Below are 20,961 nucleotides of genomic sequence, written 5' to 3' on the forward strand. Positions count from 1 at the left end.
CCATAACGACAGGGGAGACCGCCCATGGCCAAGAAAGCAAAATCGCGTAGCGCATCGCAGGCGGCGGTGAAGAAGCGAAGCGGGGCCAAACCCGCCGCACGGTCCTCGGCGCGCAAGGCGGTGAAGGTGAAAGCCCCCACGACAACGGCAAAGTCATCCGTCAAGAAACCGGCGCGTCCCAAGCAGCGCATCGCCATCAGCCATCACCGCGAGGAAGACTTCAAGGCCGACGGCCTGCGCACCTACGCGAAGTATCGCGATCTCGGCATCGCCGCCGCGAGCCACGGGCTCGCGCAGGCGCACGTGATCCGGCTGCAAGGCCCCTGCAATCCGGACGAGGTGTCGAAGCTGCACTTCCACGACGTCGAATTCCAGATGGTCTACGTGCTCAAGGGCTGGGTGAAGACCTATATGGACGGAGAGGGCGAGACGCTGATGAAAGAAGGCAGCGCCTGGACCCAACCGCCGAAGATCAAGCACATGATCCTGGACTATTCGGACGACGTCGAGCTGCTGGAGGTGATCCTGCCGGCGGAGTTCAGGACAGTAGAGTTGAAGGCGTAGGCGAAGCGGAGATCAGCCACCGCCGTGGCAATAGCGTTTCCACATCGCGCGATAGGCATCGTCAACCGCTTGCGCGTATGAGACGGGGTTGCCGGCGGCCGCAGCCCTGATCTGTCCGGGCAGTTCGCCGCGCAACTTATCGAGGTCGCCGATCTGGGCCCCACGGCTGGCTGCGATCTCGACATAGGCCTCATCGCTTTCCGCGACCCAGTCCGGCAGGCCCAGCGCGGCGAGGATGGAGCCGGCAGCACGGCTCGGCAGACTGTGACCGAGCTTCGCCACTACCGGCACGCCCATCTGCAAGGCTTCCCAAGTGCTGACGCCGCCATTCTGCGGGAATGGGTCGAGGCCAATATCGACGCGATTGAACGCTGCCAGATGTTCGTCTCGCGACGTGGCTCCGAGCAGATCGACGCGTTCGGCCGGCAACCGGCAAGCCGCAAACCGCGCCAGCAGATTGTCGCGGACCAGCTGAGCGTCCAGCGCAGTATCCTTGATCAGCAGTCGCGAACCCGGCACCCGCTCGAGAATCCTGGACCAGACTCCCACCGCCTCGTTCGAAATCTTGCTGATGCGGTTGAAGACACCGAATGTGATGAAGCCGTTCGCAATCGCCGGCGTCGGCGCCCGCGCAATCCCGGCCGGCAGCGGCGCCAGCGTCACAAAGCACGGCAGGTCGACGATGGTCTCTGCAAACAGATGCCGAACCGCGACAGGAATCGCGACCGGGTCCGAGAACAGATAATCGATCGTTGGCAGCCCGGTGCCGGTGCCGTGGCCCCAGCCATGCACCTGAACTGGTGCCGGCTTGCGCGCAAACACACCGAGGCGGTTTCCGCTGGTATGGCCGGACAGATCGATCAGGATATCGACGCCATCGGCGCGGATCTGGGCGGCGAGGCGATCATCGGACCATTGCGAAGCGTCGCGCCAGCGATCGGCGATCCCCTGAAATTCGCGGGTCGTTGCATCCGTTTTCGGTGAACACGCGTAACACACGATCTCGAACTGTGCCCGATCATGGTGCTGCAGGACCGGCTTGAAAATGAACGCCGCCGAATGTGTGTGAAAATCCGAAGAGACATAACCCAGCACCAGACGGCGATCCGGATCGCGGCTGTTCTCATGCGGCCCCGCCGTTGCTGAAGCGATCTTCGCACCGATCTGCTCCCACCATAAACGCCGCGCTTGCTGATGCTGCGCAACGCTGGCGTCGGCCATGAAATCGAGGGTGAATATCTTGCTGGAGATCGTGCTCTGATCAGGCTCGATGTCGAGAGCTCTGTCGAAACTGGCGAGGGCTTCGTCGACCCGGCCAAGTGCCGCGAGGCATTGGCCGAGCAGGCTGTGGGCCTGAGAGAAGCCCGGATCGATCGCGAGAGCCTTCTCGCAATCGGACAATGCTTCGGCAACTTGCCGGGTCAGGAGCAAGATACTGGCCCGCCTGAGCCACCCATTCGCGTCGCCGGGTGCAAGCTCGATTGCTCGATTGCAATCCGCCATGGCTTCGTCAAATCGCTGAAGCTCCCGCAATGCAACGGCGCGGGTCGACAGCGCCGAGGCATAGTCGGGCTTGATCGATAGCGCGCGGTTTAAGCTCGCGATGGCCTCGTCGTAGGCGCGCACACGGCAGAGCGCCCAACCCCGGCCGTTATGGGCTTCGGAAAGTCCTCCGTCGATTGCGAGCGCCTTGTCGTAGCTATCGAGGGCGTCCTGGTAAAGTTCAAGGGCCGCGCTCGCGTTGCCGAGATTGGACAGGGCCAAGGCGTAATTGGGTCGCAAGGCGAGGGCTTTTCGATAGCTCTCGCGGGCCTCATTGTGACGTTTTAGCCCGTTGAGCGCGACACCCAGGCTCATATGAGCTTCGGCAGATCGCGGATCCACGGCGACCGCTCGGCTCAGCAGAACCTGGGCTTGCTGATAGTTTTTGGCTTCAGACTCCAAAGCGCCCAGCAAATGCAGCGCGATGAATTGATTGGGCGCGAGCTCCAGGAGTTCGCGATAGGCCGTCTTGGCCTCGGGGAGAAGTCCCGCCTTGTGCAGCTGGAGGGCGCGCGCGAGCAACGGCGTCACCTCGGCTTTTTGCCGTTTCTGAAGCCGGGCATTTTGAAATGCCCGCTGGCCTGCGCTGTTGCTCATGAATCAAGTCCACCCGAATCTCCTGAAGAGATTAACATGGAAGGATTGTCGCGATTGCGCTGCGCTCCCTCGGAGCTCCGGGGGCGCCAGCCTCACACAAGCTTGGTGGCGGATCGCCCCGCTACCGCTCGAGATAGCCCAGTTCCGCGCTCATGACCTTGCGAGCATATTCGCTGAAGGCATCGATCAACCGGGCGCGCGCGGCATAAGGTGGATAGAGCAGTGCGATCGTAACGGGGACAGCCGGGTTGAACGGGCGCGTGACCAGAGCCGCGCCAGAGCTTTCGTCATGCGCGGCAATCGGGTTGATAATGCTGATGCCGAGGCCCGCGGCGACCAGGGCACAGACCGATGCGCCGAGATCGGTCTCAGCAACGATGCGGCGCGTGACGCTGGCCTGCGCGAAGATCGTATCGATGCGATCGTAGAGTGGACTCCCCGTGGCGAAGGAGATGAAGGCCTCGTCGGCGAAATCGGCAGGGCGTAGCGTTTTCTTCTGCGCAAGACGATGCGCCTTCGGCATGATCGCGACGCAACGGGTCTTGAGCACCGGCTCGACATGCACCCCCGCAACCTCGCCGTAGAGCATTGCCAATGCGGTGTCGCAAAGCCCGGAACTGACCCAGTCGTGCACGGCACTCGCCGTGCCGGATCGGATCGAGATCATCACATGCGGATAGTCCACCTTGAAGCGAGCCGCGATGCGTGTCAGCAGCCCGCCGGCCAGGCGCGGCATCGCCGCAACGCTTAACCGACCCATGCCGAACGAGCGGATGCTGGCTGCGCTGGCCTCCAGTCCCGCCAGGCCGATGAAAGTCTTCTCGACCTCCTGGAAAAAGCGCGATCCGTCCACCGTCGGGCGGAGGCGGCCGCCACTGCGATCGAACAGGGGGAATTGTGTGATCGCTTCCAGCTGTCCGATCAGGCGGCTGATCTGGGGTTGCGAGGTATGCATGCGCTGAGCCGCCTGCGTCATCGATCCCGTCACGAAGACCGCCCGAAAAGCCTCCACATGCTTCAGGCCCATGCGTCTGGTGGCCATATCAAATCCGTATAGGAGAGTATGAAACTGGAATTTCATCAGATCGGGCTTTTGGACGATAGTCCAGAGCACGGAGCTGTTCGCACGGAGCCGTCCTGGGGTTGCTCACCCGCCCCGTGGACGGCGTCACAGGCATTCGCGACAAGAGGGGACATATGAAAGCGACGATGATCAAGGCACTGGCCGCGGCGACCGTCGCTGGTGTTCTTCTTTCCAGCGAGGCCATGGCCCAGGGTGCGGGCAGGCTGGACAAGATCCGTGAGAGCGGCTCGATCACATTGGGGTATCCCGAGACCTCGGTGCCCTTCGCCTATCTCGACGGCAACCAGAAGCCGATCGGTTACACCGTGGAAATCTGTGAACAGGTGGTGCAGGCGATCAAGACGGCCCTCAAGCTTCCCAAGCTCGAGGTTCGCTACAACCCCATAACCTCAGCGACACGTATTCAGCTGCTCGCCAACGGCACGATCGATCTCGAATGCGGCAACACGACCAATAATGTCGAGCGGCATAAACTTGTTGCCTTCGCTCCCACCACCTTCGTTGCGCAGGTCGTCCTTGTCGCGCGCAAGGATGGCGGGGTCGATGTCAACGACCCGGCTTCGTTTCGCGGCAAGGCCATCGCCGCCCAGGCCGGCGGCCAGACTTTCAAGGTGATTACGCTGATCAACGCCAAGGACAATCTCGGCATCACGGTGGTGCCGGCGAAGGACACCGCCGAAACCTTCTTGTTGGTGTCGACGGGCCGGGTGGCCGGTACTGCCAACGATGACGGTCTCGCCTTTGCCACGGTCGCCTCGTCCAGAACGCCCGATGAATTCCTGATCGGCAGCAAGAGTCTCGAGACGGCGCCCTATGGTATCGTCCAACCCAAGGATGATCCTGCTTTCAAGAAGATGGTCGACGATGCCGTGATCGACCTGATGAAGAGCGGGCAGGTTGCGGCGCTCTACGACAAATATTTCAATTCACCGATCCCGCCGCATGGCCTCAACCTGAAATTCCCGATGAGCGCCGCCCTCAAGCGAGCGCTGGCCAACCCGACCGATTCCGGCGACCCGGCAGTCTACGAATGACGCGACAAGCGCTCTAGAGGTCTCGCAATGGCACATCAACACGGTTCAAGTCCGGCGGGCGCCGGGTTGCCACCCATCGACCTGCGCAGCGATACCGTCACCAAGCCGACCGAGGCGATGTATGCCCGCATGGCCTCGGCGCCGCTCGGCGATGACGGGCTGGACGGTGACCCCACGGTGCAGGAGCTGGAGGCCGTCGCAGCTGCGGCGTTGGGCAAGGACGCCGGCCTGTTTGTGCCGAGCTGTACCATGGCCAATCTGCTGGCGACGCTGGCGCAGTCGCAACGCAGCGAACAGATCGTGCTGGAATCGAACGCCCATATGTACACCTCGGAACGAGGGGCGGCGACGTTTACGGGGCAGTTCTACCTCGCAATTTCAGGCACCGCCGGCGCAATGGACCTGAACTTGCTGGAGGATGCCCTGCAGGGCGAAGGGCTCAAGCTCGGGACCGCTCTTGTCGCAATGGAAACCTCACACAACAACGCGAGCGGCGCCGTATTGCCGCTGGATCATATGCAGGCCGTGCACGCCATGGCCTCGGCCCGCGGTGTCCCGGTGCATCTCGACGGCGCGCGGCTGTTCAACGCCGCCGTCGCCCTTGAAACGGCGCCGGCCGAAATTGCGAGACATTGCGACACGGTTTCTCTGTGTTTTTCGAAGGGCCTGAGCGCACCCGCCGGTGCCGTGCTCGCCGGGCCACGCGCAGTGATCGACAGCAGCCGCAGGTTTCGCCGCATGCTGGGAGGCACGCAGCGCCAGATCGGCGTCCTGGCCGCGGCCGGCCTGGAGGCGGTTCAGGTCATGGGGCCGCGTCTGGCGGAGGATCACCGGCGCGCGCGAGTCCTGAGTGATGCGCTCAACGGGATGCATCCAAAGCTCAGCGCGACAATCCCGCAGACGAATATCGTGCAGGTCGATGTTTCTCTCTCCGGGCGCGACAGCGCCGTGTGGTCGGGGGCTCTCGAAAGGGCGGGCCTGAGGGCGAGGCCTTGGGGCAAGCATCGCTTGCGTTGTGTGACCCATCGCCATATCGATGATGCGGATATTGATCGCGCGGTCAGGGCATTTCGCACCGTGGCTGCGGCTTTGGTTTAGAGCATCCGCCGGTGTGACATGGGTCCTTCGTCGCCGGGATGGAGAAGAGGCTGAGCAAGAACTCTCGCGCGCGCGAACCCCAACCTCCGCGCTCTATCCGAGCTAATGACGTGGGGTCTCACGTTGCCTCGTGCGTTTGTAGCAGCGGGTTCGTTAGCTAGCGTCGCCCGCATTTTATCGGCCATTGCCTCAATTTGATTGTCGGTATACAGGTTGCAATTATAGATAGTATTGGGTTTTGAGATGCCGGATCAGGCCGAAAGACTGAGAGATTCCCTTCGGTCTTGGTCCTTTTCGGGGACGGCTCCACGACAGAGACCGTTCAGAGAGATATTTCACGTCCTGCTTCAGCCTAGGAAATGGCCGAGCCTGGCACGTCGGCTCTGTGCGACTGCTTTGCGCTGCATATGGTGGGCTGCCAATTTCATCTACGAGAATTTCTCCAGCTTTGTAGCACGGTGCCTGTGGGCACTGGTCGGCCTGATCATTGCAACGATCGCATATAATGGTCTTACCCAACGCGTCACGGTGATCGAAACTATATCGGTACCCAAGGTCCTGGCGGATCGCGGGTACTCGCAAGACGTCGCTGCGCAACGTTTTCGCGATGCGCTATCAAGATTTGCAAAATCGACAAACACTCGAATGAGGCAGGCTGATGTAGCTCTACACGCCGAATTGCCGAATATCGTCGTGCCAACAGTCGGAATTTCACTCGATGCCGTTATGTCCTCTATGCGATCGCTTTTGCGGAGCACTCGCAGTCAATCGTTAAGTGGAGAGTTCACGATCATTCATGATCAGCTCTGGCTCCGCCTGAGGTTGAACGGAGTGGAAATTTACAACAGCGTGCAAGGTGGCGATCCCGAAAAACCCGACGATCTGCTTTCAGCCGCCGTTCCGGATGCGATGCGGAAGATACAGCCGTATCTTGTCGCTGTTTCGCTCGCAGAAAAGCAGCCCGATGCTGCGCTCGACCTTGCAAAGTGGATAATCTCTAGCTTGCCCCCAGAAGACGAGAACGTTGCTTGGTCCTACAACCTCAAGGGCAGCATCCTCACGCTCCGCAAGGAATTTGAAGCAGCCGAAGAGGCGCTCGATAAGGCCCTCGAGCTCAATGGGAAACTGGCTGCCGCTCACGTCAACTTGGGCAACATCAGGCGAGCAGTTGGAAGACCGGCTGACGCAATTATAGAATTCAGACGGGCAATTCATCTCGATCCAAGCTATTGGATCGCCCACAACCAACTAGGTCTTGCGCTGGTAGATTTGGGCAAGTCAAATGAGGCTGAGCGGGAATATCGCGAGGCGATAAGGCTAAAGCCGGATGATCCGCTTCCGCACAATAATCTCGGTATCCTTCTGCGCGTGGCAGGAAAGCGAGACGAAGCAATAGCCGAATATCGCGAGTCGATTAGAATAGACTCCAACTACTATAATGCTCATTACAATCTGGCGATTGCGCTGGGGGCCGGTGGAGACTTCCTCGACGCCGTCGAGGAGAGCAAGCAAGCGATAAGAATTGAGCCAAATAGCGCCCGCGCCCACAACAATCTCGGCAATGCCTTGTTGGAATTGTACAGAAATGACGAAGCGATAGTTGAATATCGAGAGGCCGTCCGACTGGACCCGAAGAATGTTGCGATGCGGCTTCGACTCGCCAAGGCGCTAGATACGGTGGGGAGACAGAATGAAGCTTTCGCGGAATTTCAAGCGGTTATCCAAATGGATCCTTACAATGAAGTAGCCCGTGACTACTTGAAGGATCATTCGAACACTCACATCAAGTCGAACTGAACTGAGTGTTTTCTCAATTGGCGACCACGCCTTTGACTGCGCCTAGGTCAGCGCCCCCACCACCGCTCCCATCAGACACGTCGTCAGCGTCCCCGACACGATCGACTTCAGCCCGAGCGCGTTGATTTCCTCGCGCCGTTCCGGTGACATCACGCCGAGACCGCCGATCATGATGCCGAGGCTGGCGAAATTGGCGAAGCCGCACATCGCATAGAGCATGATCAGGCGCGAGCGCGGATCGAGCGTGCCGGGCGGCAGCTTCGAGAAGTCGACATAGGCGATCAGCTCGTTCAGCACGGTTTTCGTGCCCATCAGGCTACCGGCGGTGATCGCCTGGTCCCACGGCAATCCCATCAGCCAGCACACCGGCGCCATCACGAGGCCGAGCAGGCGCTGCAACGAGATCGCGGCGCCGCCGATATCCGGCAGCAGGCCGAGAATGGCGTTGACGAGGTAGACCAGCGCCACCAGCACCAGCAGCATTGCGACGATGTTGATCAGCAGTTCGATCCCCGCGCCGGTCCCTTTCACGATCGCGTCCATGGTGCCGGAGACCTCCATCTCGGGAGCCTCCAGCGCGCCGCCGGTGCGCTTGTCGGATGTCTCCGGCACCATGATGAGGCTGACCAGGATCGCGGCCGGCGCGCCCAGCACCGAGGCGATGACGAAATGCGCGGCTGCGTCGGGAATGAGGGGAGCAAGGAGCGTCGCATACAGCACCAGCACCGTGCCGGCGATGCCGGCCATGCCGCCGGTCATCACCAGGAACAACTCGCTGCGGGTCATCTGCACGAGATAAGGCCGCACGAACAGCGGCGCCTCGACCATGCCGAGAAAGATGTTAGCGGCGGTCGAGAGCCCGACCGCGCCGCCGACGCCGAGCGTCCGCTCCAGCAGCCAGGCCATGCCGCGCACGATCGGCGGCAGCACGCGCCAATAGAACAAGAGCGTCGTCAGCACGCTCATGACCAGCACGATCGGCAGCGCCTGGAACGCCAGGACGAAATCGGCACCCGGTGCTTTCAGGTCGAAGGGCAGGGGACCGCCGCCGACATAGCCGAACACGAAGGAGGAGCCGGCGCGCGAGGCCGCCGAAATCGCGCCCACGGCGTCGTTGATGGCACCGAAGGCGCGCGCGACGACCGGCACCTTCAGGAGAACGATTGCGGTGACGAAGGTGGCGACGAGGCCGATCGCCGCCTGGCGCAGCGAGGCCGCGCGGCGGTTCTCGCTCAGGACCAAGGCGATCAACAGCAATGCGAAAACGCCGAGTGCCGATTGCAGCCGCAGCATGATGTCCCCAAACCCCGATGATTATGGCCACCCCTGCGTTGCAAACGCAATGCCGGGAGATTGTCGGAGCGTCCCGCTGTTGACAAGCAGGTCCGTGTCAGCCACGCGGAGCACGTCGACATCAGGAGCCGGATAGGCCGAGCGTGACCGAACAGGCGATGCCAGACCAGCCAATGTCGGGAAACCCGCCGGTCAGTGCCCGCGCGCTCCTCTCCCATCGCGCCTTCCTGTTCTTTCTGCTCTCGCGCAGCCTGTCGCGTTTCTCCAGCCAGATCGCGGCGGTCGCGATCGGCTGGCAGATCTACGATCTCACCGGCTCGGCCTTCGACCTCGGCATGGTCGGCCTCGTGCAATTCCTGCCCACGGCGCTGCTGGTGTTCGTCGCCGGCCATGCCGCCGACCGCTACGAGCGCAAGCGCGTAGTCCAGCTCTGCCAGCTCGTGGAAGCCGCGACCGCGCTCTATCTCGGCGTTATCACCTATCTCGGGGTGGTCAGCGAAGTTCAGATTTTCCTGGCCACCTTCGTGCTCGGCATTGCCGGAGCGTTCGAGAGCCCGACCACCGCGGCTCTGCTGCCGGCGATCGCGCCGCAGGGCTCGCTCCAGCGCGCCACCGCCGTCTCCAGCGGTGCGGCGCAGATCGCGACCATTACCGGCCCGGCGCTCGGCGGCTTCGCCTATGCGATCGCGCCGCATCTTGCCTATGTCCTGATGCTGCTGTTCTGGATCTTCGGGATGATCCTGACCGGCTTCATCCGCCCGCGCCCGCAGGCGATGGCCAAGAATATGGCGGGCGCCGACAATATTTTCGCCGGCGTCCGTTTCATCCGCAGCAATCCGGCGATCCTCGGCACCATCTCGCTCGATCTGTTCGCGGTGCTGTTCGGCGGCGTCACCGCGCTGTTGCCGATCTATGCCCGCGACATCCTCCAGACAGGTCCGATGGGGCTCGGAATCCTGCGCGCCGCGCCCGCGGTCGGCGCGCTGCTGATGACCATGGTGCTGGCACGTCAAGCCGTCTCGCGGCATGTGGGCCTGCGCATGTTCCAGGCGGTGATCGTGTTCGGCATCGCAACGATCGTGTTCGCTTTGTCGTCCTGGATGTGGCTGTCGGTGCTCGCGCTCGCCGTTCTTGGCGCGGCCGACACGATCAGCGTCGTGATCCGCTTCTCGCTGGTGCAGCTCGCGACCCCCGACGAGATGCGCGGCCGGGTCGGTGCGGTGAACTTCCTCTTTATCAACGCCTCGAACCAGCTCGGCCAGTTCGAGAGCGGGGTTGCCGCCGCACTGTTCGGCGCAATGCCGGCAGCCGTGCTGGGCGGCGTCTGCACGGTCGCGGTGGCGCTGTTGTGGATGAAGCTGTTTCCCAGCCTGCGGCGGGTGGAGAGCTTGGAGTAGGGACTCTTCGCCTCTCCCCGCTTGCGGGGAGAGGCCGGAATTCGCGCGTAGCGTGGATTCCGGGTGAGGGGGACTCTCCGCGAGTCTAGTTGCTACCGTGATTGCTGAAACAGCCCCTCACCCCAACCCTCTCCCCGTAGGAGAACGGGGAGAGGGAGAGAGCTTTGCGCGCAATGACCACTGCGAAATACCGTAGATGAATCAATAGGGCGCCTACTGTGCATGGGGTTGTTTTCACGTTTTTTGATTCAGCCCCGTCCCACGAACGGCATCTTGGTTGCCATGACGGTCATGGTCAGCACGTTGGCATCGAGCGGCAGGCCGGCCATGTAGGCGACGGCATCGCCGACCGCTTTCGCATCCATGCGCGGCTCCTGCTTCGACGTGCCGTCGGGCTGCAGCACGCCGGGACCGTTGACCATGCGGTCGGTCATGGGCGTTGCGGCGTTGCCGATGTCGACCTGGCCGACCGCGATGTCGTACATGCGCCCGTCGAGGTTGGACGCCTTGGTGAGGCCGGTAATGGCGTGCTTGGTCGAGGTATAGGCCGCCGAGAACGGCCGCGGCGCATGCGCCGAGATCGAGCCGTTGTTGATGATGCGGCCGCCGCGGGGGCTCTGGTCCTTCATGATGCGGAAGGCGTGCTGGGTGCACAGGAACGGGCCGGTGAGGTTGGTGTTCACCACCGCCTGCCACTGCTCGAGGCTGAGATCCTCGAAATTCACCGGCGGTGCGCCCATGCCGGCATTGTTGAAGAGCACGTCGAGCCGGCCATAGGTGGCCTTCACCTTGTCGAACAGCGCGGCGATCGAGTCCGGCTTGGTCATGTCGGCGGTGACGCAGAGGCTCTTTCCGGCGGGGCCGAGCTTGGCCGTCTCCTCGAGCATGTCCGGCCGGCGCCCGACCAGCACCACGGTGAAGCCTGTGTTCATCAGCGCCAGCGAAGCCGCGCGCCCGACTCCGGTGCCGGCGCCCGTCACCACTGCGATCTTTTTCGCTTCACTCATCGTTTCCTGCCTTTTCTCTTGAGCTGTCAGGTTTTGGATTCTTTTTCGTTCTTGTAGGGCGGCCGCGGAATGTTCTGATGCGCGGCGCGCAAGGCCGCCGACCAGCGCGAGCGCAAATCGTGGAAATAGGGCTCCCCCGCCTCGATGCGGTGGTTGAGATCGGCCTCGCAGGCGTCGGCGCGCACCACCAGCACGTCGATCGGCAGGCCGACGCCGAGATTCGAGCGCATGGTCGAATCCATCGAGATCAGCCCGGTCTTCAGCGCCTCGTAGAGCTCGACGTCGTAGTGCATGGCGCGGTCGAGCACCGGCTTGCCGTATTTGTGCTCGCCGATCTGCAAATAGGGTGTGTCGGTGGTGCATTCGATGAAATTGCCGGCGGTATAGACCATGAACAGGCGCATGCGCGCGCCATTGATCTGGCCGCCGAACAGGAAGGAGACGTCGAACGACACGTCCTCGGACCTCAGCGCCGGGCCCTCGGTCGCGTGCACGGCCCTGATCGCCCGGCCAATGCGCTGGGCGGCCTGGAACATGGTCGGCGCGTTCATCAGCGTCTCGATCTCACCCGTGTTGGGGTCTTCGAGGCCCTCGGTCAGCGTCGAGAGCACCGACTGGCTGACGGCGAGGTTGCCGGCGCTGGCGATCGCCATGATGCGGTCGCCGGGCTTGGAGAAGATGTGGAGCTTGCGGAAGGTCGAGACGTTGTCGAGGCCGGCATTGGTGCGGGTGTCGGCGATCATCACCAGACCGTCCCGAACCAGAATTCCGCAACAATAGGTCATTTCCAGTCCCCGAACGCGTTTGCGCGGAATTACTAGCCAATTTCAAGGGCCGCTCCAACCCCCGATTGCCGCGGGGCGGCAGGGTGAAGCTAGTGCGCGGGCGAGGGGCTTGCGTGGCGCGGTTCAGCTCTGCCGCTGGGACTGCGATTGCGACTGGCCGCCGCGGCCGGCCTGCTCGACCTTGACCGCCACTGACAGCGTCTCCGCTCCGCCGCCATAGCGCGTGCCGCGCACGGGGGCTGCGCCGAGATAATCGAGCCCGATCGCGACGCGGACGTGGGCGTCGGTGGCGCAGATGCTGTTGGCGGGATCGAAGCCGACCCAGCCGAGACCGTCGACATGGGCCTCCGCCCAGGCATGGCCCGCGTCCTGCTGCACCGTACCGTCGGAGCGCAGGAAGTGGCCGGAGACGAAGCGCGCCGGCACGCCCCCGCTGCGGGCGCAGGCGATGAAGATGTGCGCGTAGTCCTGGCAGACGCCGCGCTTGAGCGTGAACGCTTCCGCCGCCGACGTGCCGCTGTTGGTCGGGTCCTCGTCGAACGTCATGTGATCGCTGATTTGCGTCATCAGCGTATGCAGGAAGCCCAGCGTGTCGCTCTCGGCCTCGCTGCGCAGCTGGCGCGCGACCGCATGCATCGCCGGATTGACCGTGGTGAGGTCGGTGGCGCGCAAGAACATCCCTGCCGGAAAGCGTTCATCGGCGCCACGCAGAACGCCGCCGGTGTCGTGGGTCTCGATCAGCCCCTCGGCGGTGATCTTGATATCGCCGACCGGTCCGCAGGACAGCACGTGGGTGACGTTGCCGAACGCGTCCTCGTGGGTGTCGAGCTTGGTGTCGGTGGACACATCGATCTGCCACTCCGCCACATATTGCCCGTCATGGCTGCCGGGCGTCATGCGCAGGATTTGGATCACGCTCGTGGCCTGCGGCTCGTAGCGATAGGTCGTGGTGTGCAGGATTCGCAGGCGCATGGTGGACCGTGAAGTTAGTGGTTAGACCCGACTGCCTACTGCGAAGAAGCTCGTCATGCCCGGGCTTGTCCCGGGCATCCACGATCTTCTTCGCACGAGAAAGCAAGAACGTGGATGGCCGGGACAAGCCCGGCCACGACGATATCCCGTTTTCATCAGCCGGGGGACATCAGATCAAATACTGCTTCGTGATGATTTCGCCCAGCCTGGAATTGTCCGAGATGAATTCCTGAATGAATTCATGCACGCCATGCTGGAAAATGTCGTTCATATTGCTGTGTTCCAGCCGGTTGCGGATGCCGCGGGCATGGCGCTGGGCCGGACCCTGGCGGCCATAGGCGACGCCGATCTGATCGAGATTGCGCACCAGATTGCCGTAGCAGCTTGCGAGCGAACGCGGCAGCGAATCGTTGAGGATGAGCAAATCCGCGATCAGCCAGGGTTTCAGCGTCTCGCGATAGACCCAGTGATAGGCTGTCAGCGCCGAAACCGAGCGCAGGATCGAGGTCCACTGGTAGAAATCCAGCGGGCCGCCGACGTGCTCCTCTTCGGGCAGCAGCACATGGTATTTCACGTCGAGAATGCGCGCGGTGTTGTCGGCGCGTTCGAGATGCAGGCCCATCCGCGAGAACCAGTAGGCGTCGTTGCGCAACATGGTCCGGTAGGCCGAGCCGTCGAAGCGCAGCGAGGTCTCCTGCACGAAGCGCAGGAATTTTGCGAGGTCCTCGCGCGTGGAGGTCCCTCTGCTCCAGACCTCCTGCAATTCGATCCAGGCCGAGTTGATGGTGTCCCACATCTCGCTCGTCAGCGCTGTGCGCACCGAGCGCGAATTCAGCCGCGCGGCCTCGATGCAATTCCTGATCGACGACGGATTGTCAGCCGAGAACGAGAGATAATCGACGACGTTGTGCTCGTTGGCTTCTTCATACTGCTGATAGAAGCTCGCGGCGACGCCGGCGGTCAAAAGCGCCGAGTCCCATTCGTTGGTCTTGCCGATATAGGCGGCGGGAAGCGCGGTGACGCGCAGCGTCGCATCGATGGTGCGCGCGAGATACTCGGCCCGTTCGACGTAGCGGGCGAGCCAATAGAGGTTTTCGGCGGTACGCGACAGCATCTCTCTACTCGTCCAGGATCCAGGTATCTTTGGTGCCGCCGCCCTGGCTCGAATTCACCACCAGAGAGCCTTCCTTCAGGGCAACGCGTGTCAACCCGCCGGGCACGATCGTGGTGCTCTTGCTGCCGGTGAGCACGAACGGCCGCAGGTCCACGTGGCGCGGCGCAAGGCCGGATGCCGTGCAGGTCGGGCAGGTCGAGAGCGCCAGCGTCGGCTGCGCAATGAAGCCTTCGGGCTCGCGCTTGAGTTTTTCGCGGAAGGCTTCGATCGTCGCCTTGGTCGCGGCAGGTCCGATCAGCATGCCGTAGCCGCCGGAGCCGTGAACCTCCTTCACGACGAGTTCGCTCAAATTATCCAGCACATAGGCGAGATCCTTCGGCTCGCGGCAGCGCCAGGTCTGCACGTTCTTCAGAATCGGCTCCTCGCCGAGGTAGAATTTTACGATATCTGGCATGTACGAGTAGATCGCCTTGTCGTCGGCGATGCCGGTGCCGACGGCGTTGGCGAGCGTGATGTTGCCGGCCGCATAGGCCGACATCAGCCCGGGCACCCCGAGCGCGGAGTCGGGCCGGAAGGTGAGGGGATCAAGGTAGTCGTCGTCGACGCGGCGGTAGATCACGTCGACCCGTTTCACGCCCTCGGTCGTCCGCATGAACACTTCATTGTTCTTGACGATGAGATCGCGGCCCTCGACCAGCTCGATACCGAGCTTGTCAGCGAGGAAGGAGTGCTCGTAATAGGCCGAGTTGTAGACGCCCGGCGTGAGCAACGCGACGGTCGGCTCGCCGGAGGCGCTTTGCGGCGCCACCGAGCGCAAGGCCGATAGCAGCTCGTCCGGATAGCGTTCGACCGGCGCCACCCTGTGACGGGCGAACAGGTCCGGAAACAGCCGCATCATGATCTCGCGGTTTTCCAGCATGTAGGACACGCCCGAGGGCGTGCGCGCATTGTCCTCCAGCACGATGAAGTCCTCGGAATCGACCCGGACGATGTCGATGCCGGCGATGTGCACGTAGACGTCGTGCGGCACCTGCTGACCATTCATCTCGGGACGGAAGACCGGGTTCTGGAAGATCAGGTCGTCGGGCACGATCTCGGCGCGGAGGATGTCGCGGCCGTGATAGATGTCGCGCAGGAACATGTTGAGCGCGCGCACGCGCTGCTTGAGGCCCTTCTCCAGCAGCGACCATTCCTTGCCGGACATGATCCGCGGGATCACGTCGAAGGGGATCAGGCGCTCGGTGGACTCGGCCTCGCCATAGACGGCGAAGGTGATGCCGATCCGGCGGAACAGGAGCTCGGCCTCCTGGCGGCGATATTCGAGCGCCTCGGGAGGCGTCTCCTTGAGCCAGCGCGCCAGCTCCTGATAGGCGGGGCGAAGGTCCCCACCGGGAATGTTCATTTCATCAAACGCGACTGCCATAGATCCCGACTTGTCTCCGCAAGGCGTTGCGCCATTCGACAGGCCGCCAGGCCTTGGTGAAGACCGCAACGTCCTGGCCATGCGGCAAGAGTGCATGACTTTCATGCGGTAGCAAGGGCCGGGCCAGCGCGATAAGCATGGGGAGAGGACATTTGCCGGGGATGGCCGGCGGCTTGCCTGAAAAAATGGCTGAGGACTGCTTATTTCGGCAGCAAAACCGCGTGACTTCAACGCGTTACCTCGGCAAAGTCGGGCCGATAGGTGAGGGACTTGAGGTATGAGCGAGATCGTCACGGCGGGCATTCTGGTCATTGGGGACGAAATCCTGTCCGGCCGGACCAAGGACAAGAACATCGGCTTCATCGCCGAATACCTGACCAATATCGGCATCGACCTGAAGGAGGTCCGGGTCGTCTCCGACGACGAGCCCGACATCATTGCGGCGCTGGATGCACTGCGGCATTGCTACACCTATGTCTTCACCACAGGCGGCATCGGGCCGACCCATGACGACATCACCGCCGACAGCGTCGCCAAGGCGTTCGGCGTCGGCATCGACCATCACCCGGAGGTGGTCGCCCGTTTCCGCGAGCGCTGGAGCGAGCAGGACCTCAACGAGGCCCGCCTGCGCATGGCCCGCATCCCCGATGGTGCCGAGCTGATCCAGAGCGCGACCATCCTCGCCCCCGGCTTCAAGATCGGCAATGTCATCGTGATGGCGGGCGTGCCCTCGATCATGCAGGCGATGATGGACATCGTCTCGCCCAAGCTGAAATCGGGCGTCCGCATGCTCTCCGAATCGGTCCGCGCCAACGCGCGGGAGGGCGACATCGGCAGCCCGCTGCGGGCGATTGCCGCCCAACATCCCGACACCATCATCGGCAGCTATCCTTTCATGGACGAGGAGCAGAAGCCGAATACCAATTTGGTGGTGCGCTCGCGCGATGCGGACAAGCTCGCAGCCGCAATGGCGGCAGTAAAGGAAATGCTGGCGGGATTGAACATCACCCGTTAGCAACCGAGCTGCCGGCAGACGAAGCAGGAGACGACCATGGCTGGTGAAGCACCGGAACTAAGCGCGGAAGAACGGGCGGGCCGCCCCTTTCCGGTCTCGTGGGACCAGTTCCACCGGGATTGCCGGGCACTGACCTGGCGGCTCAACGAGGTTGGTCCATTTCATGCGGTGATCGCGATCACCCGCGGCGGCCTTGTGCCGGCGGCGATCGTGGCGCGCGAGCTTGGCGTGCGCGTGATCGATACGGTCTGCATCGCCAGCTACGACCACGACAAGCAGGGGGACCTCAAAGTGCTGAAGGGCATCTCCGAAGACGTGATGAAGCTCGGCGGCGGCACCGGCAAGGGGCTTTTGATCGTCGACGACCTCGTGGATACCGGCAAGACCGGCAAGCTGGTGCGCGCAATGCTGCCCGACGCGCATTTCGCCACGGTCTACGCCAAGCCGAAGGGGCGTCCGCTGGTCGACACCTTCATCACGGAAGTCTCGCAGGACACTTGGATCTTCTTCCCCTGGGACACCGCGCTGTCCTATCACCCTCCGCTGCGCGACGGGGCGGCGTGATCATCGCCGTCATTGCGAGCGCAGCGAAGCAATCCAGAAATGTGTCCGCGGAAATAATCTGGATTGCTTCGTCGCTTCGCTCCGCGCAATGACGGGCGGAGGCGACCATGCCCCTGCAAAACCGCGTCACGCCGACCGGCGAGATCGTTGCCACGCCGCACCGCGGCCTGTTCACCGGCAACCGCGGCATCATCCATGATCCCGCGACCAAGACGCTGTTGAAAAAGCGCTGGTCGTCGCCGGCCTGGATCGTTTGCCTGTGCGAATTCCGCGGTTGGCGCCGGCCGGTGATGGCGCGGCGGAGCTGGACCGAGCTCTTCTTCCTCGACGAGGCCACGGCCTTTGCCGCAGGCCACCGTCCCTGCTTCTTCTGCCGTCGCGACGATGCCAAGCGCTTCCGCGTTGCATGGGAGACGGGCAACGGTGCCCGCGGCATCAGCGCCAAGGCAATGGACGCCGTACTGCATCGGGAACGGCTCGATCGTGGCAAGAAACGGCTGCATGCGTTGCCGATGCCACTCGCGGAATTGCCGGATGGCGCGATGGTGCAACAGGGCGATGACTGCTTCGTCGTCGCGCAGGGCAAGGCGCTGCCGTGGTCACCCGCGGGCTACGCCCCGCATCCGAGCGCTCTCGATCATCCGATGTTGCTGACGCCGCTTTCCACGCTGCGCGCGATCATCGCTGGATATCAACCTGTGCTGCATCCGACCGCGCGCAGCTAGCGCAGCGGCTTGCCGTCTTCATCCACTGTCGTGCGCGCATCGCGCAGCGCCCATTCGCGGATCACTTGGCGGCAGCGTGTCAGCTCGGCTCCGCTCGCGGCATTCGCATCCTTCGACGCACGCTCCATGATTGCTTTGCAATTGAGAAGCACGGAACGATCCTCTGCATGCGCAGGCAGCGCGAAAGCTGCAAGCGCTGCAATGGTGAACGCCAGACGGACCACCGCCTTAACCCAGCTTCTCGCGTGCCAGCGCGGCACCGGCCCCAAGCGCCATCAGCTTGGCTTCGGCGATCTCGCGCCGCATCGGCGCCATGCCGCAATTGGTGGTGGCGATGATGTTGCTCTTGGGTACGAATTTCGACACCGCGTCGATCACCTGCACGACATCCTCGGCGGTCTCGACCGTGTCGCTGGCGACGTCGATCACGCCGGCCTGCACGATCTTGGACTTGAGCAGCGCGAGCAGGTCGAGCGGCACCTTCGAGTTGCGGCACTCGATCGCGACCTGCTGGATCGGGCTGGCGTCGATCGCGGGAAAGATCTGCTCGTACTGCCGCCATTGCGCGCCGAGCGTTTCCTTCCAGTCGGTGTTGGCCTTGATGCCGTAGCCGTAGCAGATATGCACGGCGGTGGCGCAGGTCAGGCCGTGCGCGGCGCGCTCCAGCGCCTTGATACCCCAGTCGTTGACCTCGTCCATGTAGACGTTGAACGCGGGCTCGTCGAATTGCACGAGATCGACGCCGTCGGCCTGGAGCGCCTTGGCTTCCTCGTTCAGGAGTTCGGCGAACGCAAAGGCCATCTTGACGCGGTCGCCATAGTAGCGATCCGCAATCGTGTCGATGATGGTCATCGGACCGGGCAGGGTGAATTTCAGCTTCTTCTTGGTGTGCGCGCGGGCGACGCGCGCCTCGTCGGCGTGGACGCGGCTCTTCAGCCGGAGCGGGGCGACGACCTGCGGCACCATCGCCTTGTAGCGGTCCTTGCGGATGCCCATCTCGACCTTGTGGGCGAAATCGATGCCCTCGATCTTCTCCAGGAAACCGTGGACGAAATGTTGCCGGGCCTGCTCGCCCTCGGTGACGATGTCGATCCCGGCATCCTCCTGGACTTTGACGGCAAGCATCGTCGCATCGCGCTTGGCGCGGACGAGCTCGTCGCCTTGCGACTTCCAGGGCGCCCAGAGCATGTTGGGTTCGGCGAGCCATTCCGGCTTCGGCAAGGAGCCGGCGATCGTGGTTGGAAACAGCATGGCGGCCCTCTCGGCGGGTTGTGATTGCGCCCCTTCCTGCCATGTCTTAACGTCGAGGTACAGAACAACAAAAGTCGCCTTGAAACCGGCGGCGCCGGACCGGAAACGCCATGATCGAATTCTTCTTCGACTGTTCCAGCCCCTGGACCTATCTCGCCTTCCACAACATCCAGCCGCTGGCCCGGGAGGTTGGCGCGGAGATCATCTGGCGGCCGATCCTGGTGGGCGGCATCTTCAATACGGCCAACCCAAGTGTCTATGCTCAGCGTGAGACACCGGTGCCGCTGAAGGCGCGCTACATGAAAAAGGACCTTGCCGACTGGTCGCGCTCGGCCGGTCTCGCGATCAAGATGCCGCCGACGGTATTTCCGGTGAACAGCGTCAAAGCGATGCGCGGCTGCATCTGGCTCGGACAGGAAACGGTGCCTTTCGCCACGGCGGTGTTCGAGGCCTATTGGGGCGAGGACAAGGACATCTCGCGGGATTCAGTGCTCGCCGAGATCTGCAGGAAGGTCGGCGTCGACGAGCAGAAATTCTTCGCCGGCATTTCCGGGCAGGGGATCAAGGACCAACTCAAGGCCAACACCGAAGAGGTCGTCGCTCGCGGCGGCTTTGGCTCGCCGACGATCTTTGTCGGCAAGACCGACATGTATTTCGGCAATGACCGCCTGCCGTTGATCCGCGAGGCGCTGCTGCGCGACAAGGCGAGCGCGGCCTGATGGTGCGGGCTGTCGTCTGCCGCGCGCTCGGCGCGCCCGAAAAATTGCAGCTCGAAGAGTTTCCGTCGCGCGAGCTGAAGCCGGGCGAAGTGCGCGTCGCGATCCGTGCCGCCGGCCTGAATTTTCCAGACATGCTGATGGCGGCCGGCGAGTACCAGCTCAAGCCGGAGCTGCCGTTCACGCCGGGAATGGAGGCGGCCGGCGACGTGACCGAGGTCAGCGCAGGGGCGAGCGGCGTCGCAGCCGGCGACAAGGTCATCGTCAAGATGCGGCACGGCGCCTTCGCCGATGAAGCACTGGTGATGCCGTCGCAGCTCACGCCGATGCCATCGACGTTCGACTATGCGGAAGCCGCGACCTATCTCGCCGGGCACGGCACCGCCTATCACGCGCTGATCGACCGCGGCCGGGTCGAGCCGGGGGAGGTGCTGCTGGTGCATGGTGCCGGTGGGGGTGTGGGCCTTGCCGCCGTGGAGATTGGCAAGATGCTGGGCGCGACCGTGATCGCGACCGCGTCCAGCGACGAAAAGCTCGCGATTGCCAAGGCGCGCGGCGCCGATCATCTCGTGCGCTACGACCGCGAGCCGTTTCGTGATGCTGTCAAGCGCATCACCGACGGTCGCGGTGCCGACGTCGTGTTCGATCCCGTCGGCGGCGAAGTGTTCGAGAATTCGATGCGTTGCATCGCCTGGGGCGCGCGGCTGCTGGTGATCGGCTTCACGGGCGGCATCGGCTCGGCGAAAACCAATCTCCTGCTGATCAAGGGTGCCAGCGTGCTCGGCGTGCGCGCCGGTGAGGCGGTACGGAAAAATCCCGCGCTCGGCGAGGTCAGGCTGAAGGCAATGCTCCAATGGGCCGAGGAGGGCAAGCTGCGGCCCCACGTCTCGCACCGCCTGCCGCTGGAGGAGGTTGCGAAGGCGATGCGGTTGCTGATCGACCGCAAGGCGATCGGGCGTGTGGCGTTGATGATGGACTAAGTG

At 63.1% G+C, this 20,961-nt stretch carries 20 protein-coding genes; 10 read left to right on the forward strand and 10 right to left on the reverse strand.

From position 1 onward, the window contains the following. Positions 1-24 precede the first annotated feature (24 nt). On the forward strand, positions 25-564 hold the full coding sequence (locus AC0L3C_RS05315; RefSeq protein ID WP_473407348.1) for a cupin domain-containing protein: 540 nt from the start codon (positions 25-27) through the stop codon (positions 562-564). 12 nt (positions 565-576) lie between these two features. Here the strand turns inward: AC0L3C_RS05315 and AC0L3C_RS05320 are convergent, their stop codons facing one another. Both AC0L3C_RS05320 and AC0L3C_RS05325 read right to left on the reverse strand, forming a co-directional pair. Continuing rightward, on the reverse strand, positions 577-2,703 hold the full coding sequence (locus AC0L3C_RS05320) for an O-linked N-acetylglucosamine transferase, SPINDLY family protein (RefSeq protein WP_473407349.1): 2,127 nt from the start codon (positions 2,701-2,703) through the stop codon (positions 577-579). Positions 2,704-2,824: 121 nt separating this feature from the next. Further along, entirely contained in the window at positions 2,825-3,784 is a 960-nt protein-coding gene (locus AC0L3C_RS05325; RefSeq protein WP_473407350.1) for a LysR substrate-binding domain-containing protein, read from the reverse strand. Between the two features lie 116 nt (positions 3,785-3,900). Here AC0L3C_RS05325 and AC0L3C_RS05330 point away from each other — a divergent pair, with 116 nt between their 5' ends. The 3 genes from AC0L3C_RS05330 to AC0L3C_RS05340 all read left to right on the forward strand — a co-directional run bounded on the left by AC0L3C_RS05330 (position 3,901) and on the right by AC0L3C_RS05340 (position 7,716). After that, on the forward strand, positions 3,901-4,821 hold the full coding sequence (locus AC0L3C_RS05330) for an amino acid ABC transporter substrate-binding protein (protein WP_473279631.1): 921 nt from the start codon (positions 3,901-3,903) through the stop codon (positions 4,819-4,821). A gap of 27 nt (positions 4,822-4,848) precedes the next feature. After that, complete coding sequence (locus tag AC0L3C_RS05335) at positions 4,849-5,919, forward strand: threonine aldolase family protein (protein ID WP_473407351.1); 1,071 nt, start codon at positions 4,849-4,851, stop codon at positions 5,917-5,919. Between the two features lie 396 nt (positions 5,920-6,315). Beyond that, on the forward strand, positions 6,316-7,716 hold the full coding sequence (locus AC0L3C_RS05340) for a tetratricopeptide repeat protein (RefSeq protein WP_473407352.1): 1,401 nt from the start codon (positions 6,316-6,318) through the stop codon (positions 7,714-7,716). A gap of 42 nt (positions 7,717-7,758) precedes the next feature. Here the strand turns inward: AC0L3C_RS05340 and AC0L3C_RS05345 are convergent, their stop codons facing one another. Next, on the reverse strand, positions 7,759-9,009 hold the full coding sequence (locus AC0L3C_RS05345; RefSeq protein WP_473407353.1) for a NupC/NupG family nucleoside CNT transporter: 1,251 nt from the start codon (positions 9,007-9,009) through the stop codon (positions 7,759-7,761). Positions 9,010-9,167: 158 nt separating this feature from the next. Between AC0L3C_RS05345 and AC0L3C_RS05350 the strand changes: the two genes are divergently transcribed. Further along, positions 9,168-10,406: an MFS transporter gene (locus tag AC0L3C_RS05350; RefSeq protein WP_473407354.1), complete on the forward strand. Its 1,239-nt coding sequence runs from the start codon at positions 9,168-9,170 to the stop codon at positions 10,404-10,406. A 248-nt stretch (positions 10,407-10,654) separates the two neighbouring features. Here AC0L3C_RS05350 and AC0L3C_RS05355 read toward each other — a convergent pair whose 3' ends face one another. The 5 genes from AC0L3C_RS05355 to AC0L3C_RS05375 all read right to left on the reverse strand — a co-directional run bounded on the left by AC0L3C_RS05355 (position 10,655) and on the right by AC0L3C_RS05375 (position 15,707). Then, positions 10,655-11,413 (reverse strand): SDR family oxidoreductase, encoded by a 759-nt coding sequence (locus AC0L3C_RS05355; RefSeq protein ID WP_007602492.1) that lies wholly within the window; start codon positions 11,411-11,413, stop codon positions 10,655-10,657. A 26-nt stretch (positions 11,414-11,439) separates the two neighbouring features. Further along, entirely contained in the window at positions 11,440-12,198 is a 759-nt protein-coding gene (locus tag AC0L3C_RS05360) for a proteasome-type protease (protein WP_473279634.1), read from the reverse strand. 123 nt (positions 12,199-12,321) lie between these two features. Further along, complete coding sequence (locus AC0L3C_RS05365) at positions 12,322-13,170, reverse strand: transglutaminase family protein (RefSeq protein ID WP_473258893.1); 849 nt, start codon at positions 13,168-13,170, stop codon at positions 12,322-12,324. A gap of 169 nt (positions 13,171-13,339) precedes the next feature. Next, positions 13,340-14,284 (reverse strand): alpha-E domain-containing protein, encoded by a 945-nt coding sequence (locus AC0L3C_RS05370; protein ID WP_027567757.1) that lies wholly within the window; start codon positions 14,282-14,284, stop codon positions 13,340-13,342. Positions 14,285-14,288: 4 nt separating this feature from the next. Beyond that, positions 14,289-15,707 carry a circularly permuted type 2 ATP-grasp protein gene (locus tag AC0L3C_RS05375; protein ID WP_473258890.1) on the reverse strand — a complete coding sequence of 473 codons (1,419 nt, stop codon included), beginning with the start codon at positions 15,705-15,707 and terminating at the stop codon, positions 14,289-14,291. Between the two features lie 277 nt (positions 15,708-15,984). Between AC0L3C_RS05375 and AC0L3C_RS05380 the strand changes: the two genes are divergently transcribed. The 3 genes from AC0L3C_RS05380 (at position 15,985) to AC0L3C_RS05390 (ending at position 18,011) form a co-directional block, all read left to right on the forward strand. Further along, positions 15,985-16,722 (forward strand): competence/damage-inducible protein A, encoded by a 738-nt coding sequence (locus AC0L3C_RS05380; protein WP_473407355.1) that lies wholly within the window; start codon positions 15,985-15,987, stop codon positions 16,720-16,722. A 36-nt stretch (positions 16,723-16,758) separates the two neighbouring features. Then, complete coding sequence (gpt, locus tag AC0L3C_RS05385) at positions 16,759-17,286, forward strand: xanthine phosphoribosyltransferase (RefSeq protein ID WP_007602504.1); 528 nt, start codon at positions 16,759-16,761, stop codon at positions 17,284-17,286. Positions 17,287-17,393: 107 nt separating this feature from the next. Then, positions 17,394-18,011, forward strand: coding sequence for a hypothetical protein (locus AC0L3C_RS05390; protein ID WP_473258886.1), 618 nt, complete (start codon positions 17,394-17,396; stop codon positions 18,009-18,011). On the opposite strand, the gene AC0L3C_RS05395 is transcribed toward AC0L3C_RS05390, so the two are convergent. Further along, positions 18,008-18,271 (reverse strand): hypothetical protein, encoded by a 264-nt coding sequence (locus AC0L3C_RS05395; RefSeq protein ID WP_473407356.1) that lies wholly within the window; start codon positions 18,269-18,271, stop codon positions 18,008-18,010. The two genes, AC0L3C_RS05390 and AC0L3C_RS05395, sit on opposite strands and share 4 nt — an antisense overlap. Then, a complete protein-coding gene (locus AC0L3C_RS05400; RefSeq protein ID WP_473258882.1) occupies positions 18,240-19,262 on the reverse strand; it encodes a methionine synthase in 1,023 nt (340 codons plus the stop codon). Before AC0L3C_RS05400 ends, AC0L3C_RS05395 begins: the two co-directional genes overlap by 32 nt. A 110-nt stretch (positions 19,263-19,372) precedes the next feature. Between AC0L3C_RS05400 and AC0L3C_RS05405 the strand changes: the two genes are divergently transcribed. Both AC0L3C_RS05405 and AC0L3C_RS05410 read left to right on the forward strand, forming a co-directional pair. Beyond that, the gene (locus AC0L3C_RS05405; protein WP_473258880.1) at positions 19,373-19,981 is read left to right on the forward strand and encodes a DsbA family protein; all 609 of its coding nucleotides are present in this window, start codon (positions 19,373-19,375) and stop codon (positions 19,979-19,981) included. Further along, a complete protein-coding gene (locus AC0L3C_RS05410) occupies positions 19,981-20,958 on the forward strand; it encodes an NADPH:quinone oxidoreductase family protein (RefSeq protein WP_473407357.1) in 978 nt (325 codons plus the stop codon). Before AC0L3C_RS05405 ends, AC0L3C_RS05410 begins: the two co-directional genes overlap by 1 nt. Positions 20,959-20,961 lie beyond the last annotated feature (3 nt).

The organism is Bradyrhizobium sp. WSM4872 (assembly GCF_055811715.1).

Coding starts and splice junctions, on each gene's coding strand:
- AC0L3C_RS05315 (WP_473407348.1), top strand. CDS start 25: ATGGCCAAGAAAGCAAAATCGCGTAGCGCATCGCAGGCGGCGGTGAAG.
- AC0L3C_RS05320 (WP_473407349.1), bottom strand. CDS start 2,703: ATGAGCAACAGCGCAGGCCAGCGGGCATTTCAAAATGCCCGGCTTCAG.
- AC0L3C_RS05325 (WP_473407350.1), bottom strand. CDS start 3,784: ATGAAATTCCAGTTTCATACTCTCCTATACGGATTTGATATGGCCACC.
- AC0L3C_RS05330 (WP_473279631.1), top strand. CDS start 3,901: ATGAAAGCGACGATGATCAAGGCACTGGCCGCGGCGACCGTCGCTGGT.
- AC0L3C_RS05335 (WP_473407351.1), top strand. CDS start 4,849: ATGGCACATCAACACGGTTCAAGTCCGGCGGGCGCCGGGTTGCCACCC.
- AC0L3C_RS05345 (WP_473407353.1), bottom strand. CDS start 9,009: ATGCTGCGGCTGCAATCGGCACTCGGCGTTTTCGCATTGCTGTTGATC.
- AC0L3C_RS05350 (WP_473407354.1), top strand. CDS start 9,168: ATGCCAGACCAGCCAATGTCGGGAAACCCGCCGGTCAGTGCCCGCGCG.
- AC0L3C_RS05355 (WP_007602492.1), bottom strand. CDS start 11,413: ATGAGTGAAGCGAAAAAGATCGCAGTGGTGACGGGCGCCGGCACCGGA.
- AC0L3C_RS05360 (WP_473279634.1), bottom strand. CDS start 12,198: ATGACCTATTGTTGCGGAATTCTGGTTCGGGACGGTCTGGTGATGATC.
- AC0L3C_RS05365 (WP_473258893.1), bottom strand. CDS start 13,170: ATGCGCCTGCGAATCCTGCACACCACGACCTATCGCTACGAGCCGCAG.
- AC0L3C_RS05370 (WP_027567757.1), bottom strand. CDS start 14,284: ATGCTGTCGCGTACCGCCGAAAACCTCTATTGGCTCGCCCGCTACGTC.
- AC0L3C_RS05375 (WP_473258890.1), bottom strand. CDS start 15,707: ATGGCAGTCGCGTTTGATGAAATGAACATTCCCGGTGGGGACCTTCGC.
- AC0L3C_RS05380 (WP_473407355.1), top strand. CDS start 15,985: ATGAGCGAGATCGTCACGGCGGGCATTCTGGTCATTGGGGACGAAATC.
- gpt (WP_007602504.1), top strand. CDS start 16,759: ATGGCTGGTGAAGCACCGGAACTAAGCGCGGAAGAACGGGCGGGCCGC.
- AC0L3C_RS05390 (WP_473258886.1), top strand. CDS start 17,394: ATGCCCCTGCAAAACCGCGTCACGCCGACCGGCGAGATCGTTGCCACG.
- AC0L3C_RS05400 (WP_473258882.1), bottom strand. CDS start 19,262: ATGCTGTTTCCAACCACGATCGCCGGCTCCTTGCCGAAGCCGGAATGG.
- AC0L3C_RS05405 (WP_473258880.1), top strand. CDS start 19,373: ATGATCGAATTCTTCTTCGACTGTTCCAGCCCCTGGACCTATCTCGCC.
- AC0L3C_RS05410 (WP_473407357.1), top strand. CDS start 19,981: ATGGTGCGGGCTGTCGTCTGCCGCGCGCTCGGCGCGCCCGAAAAATTG.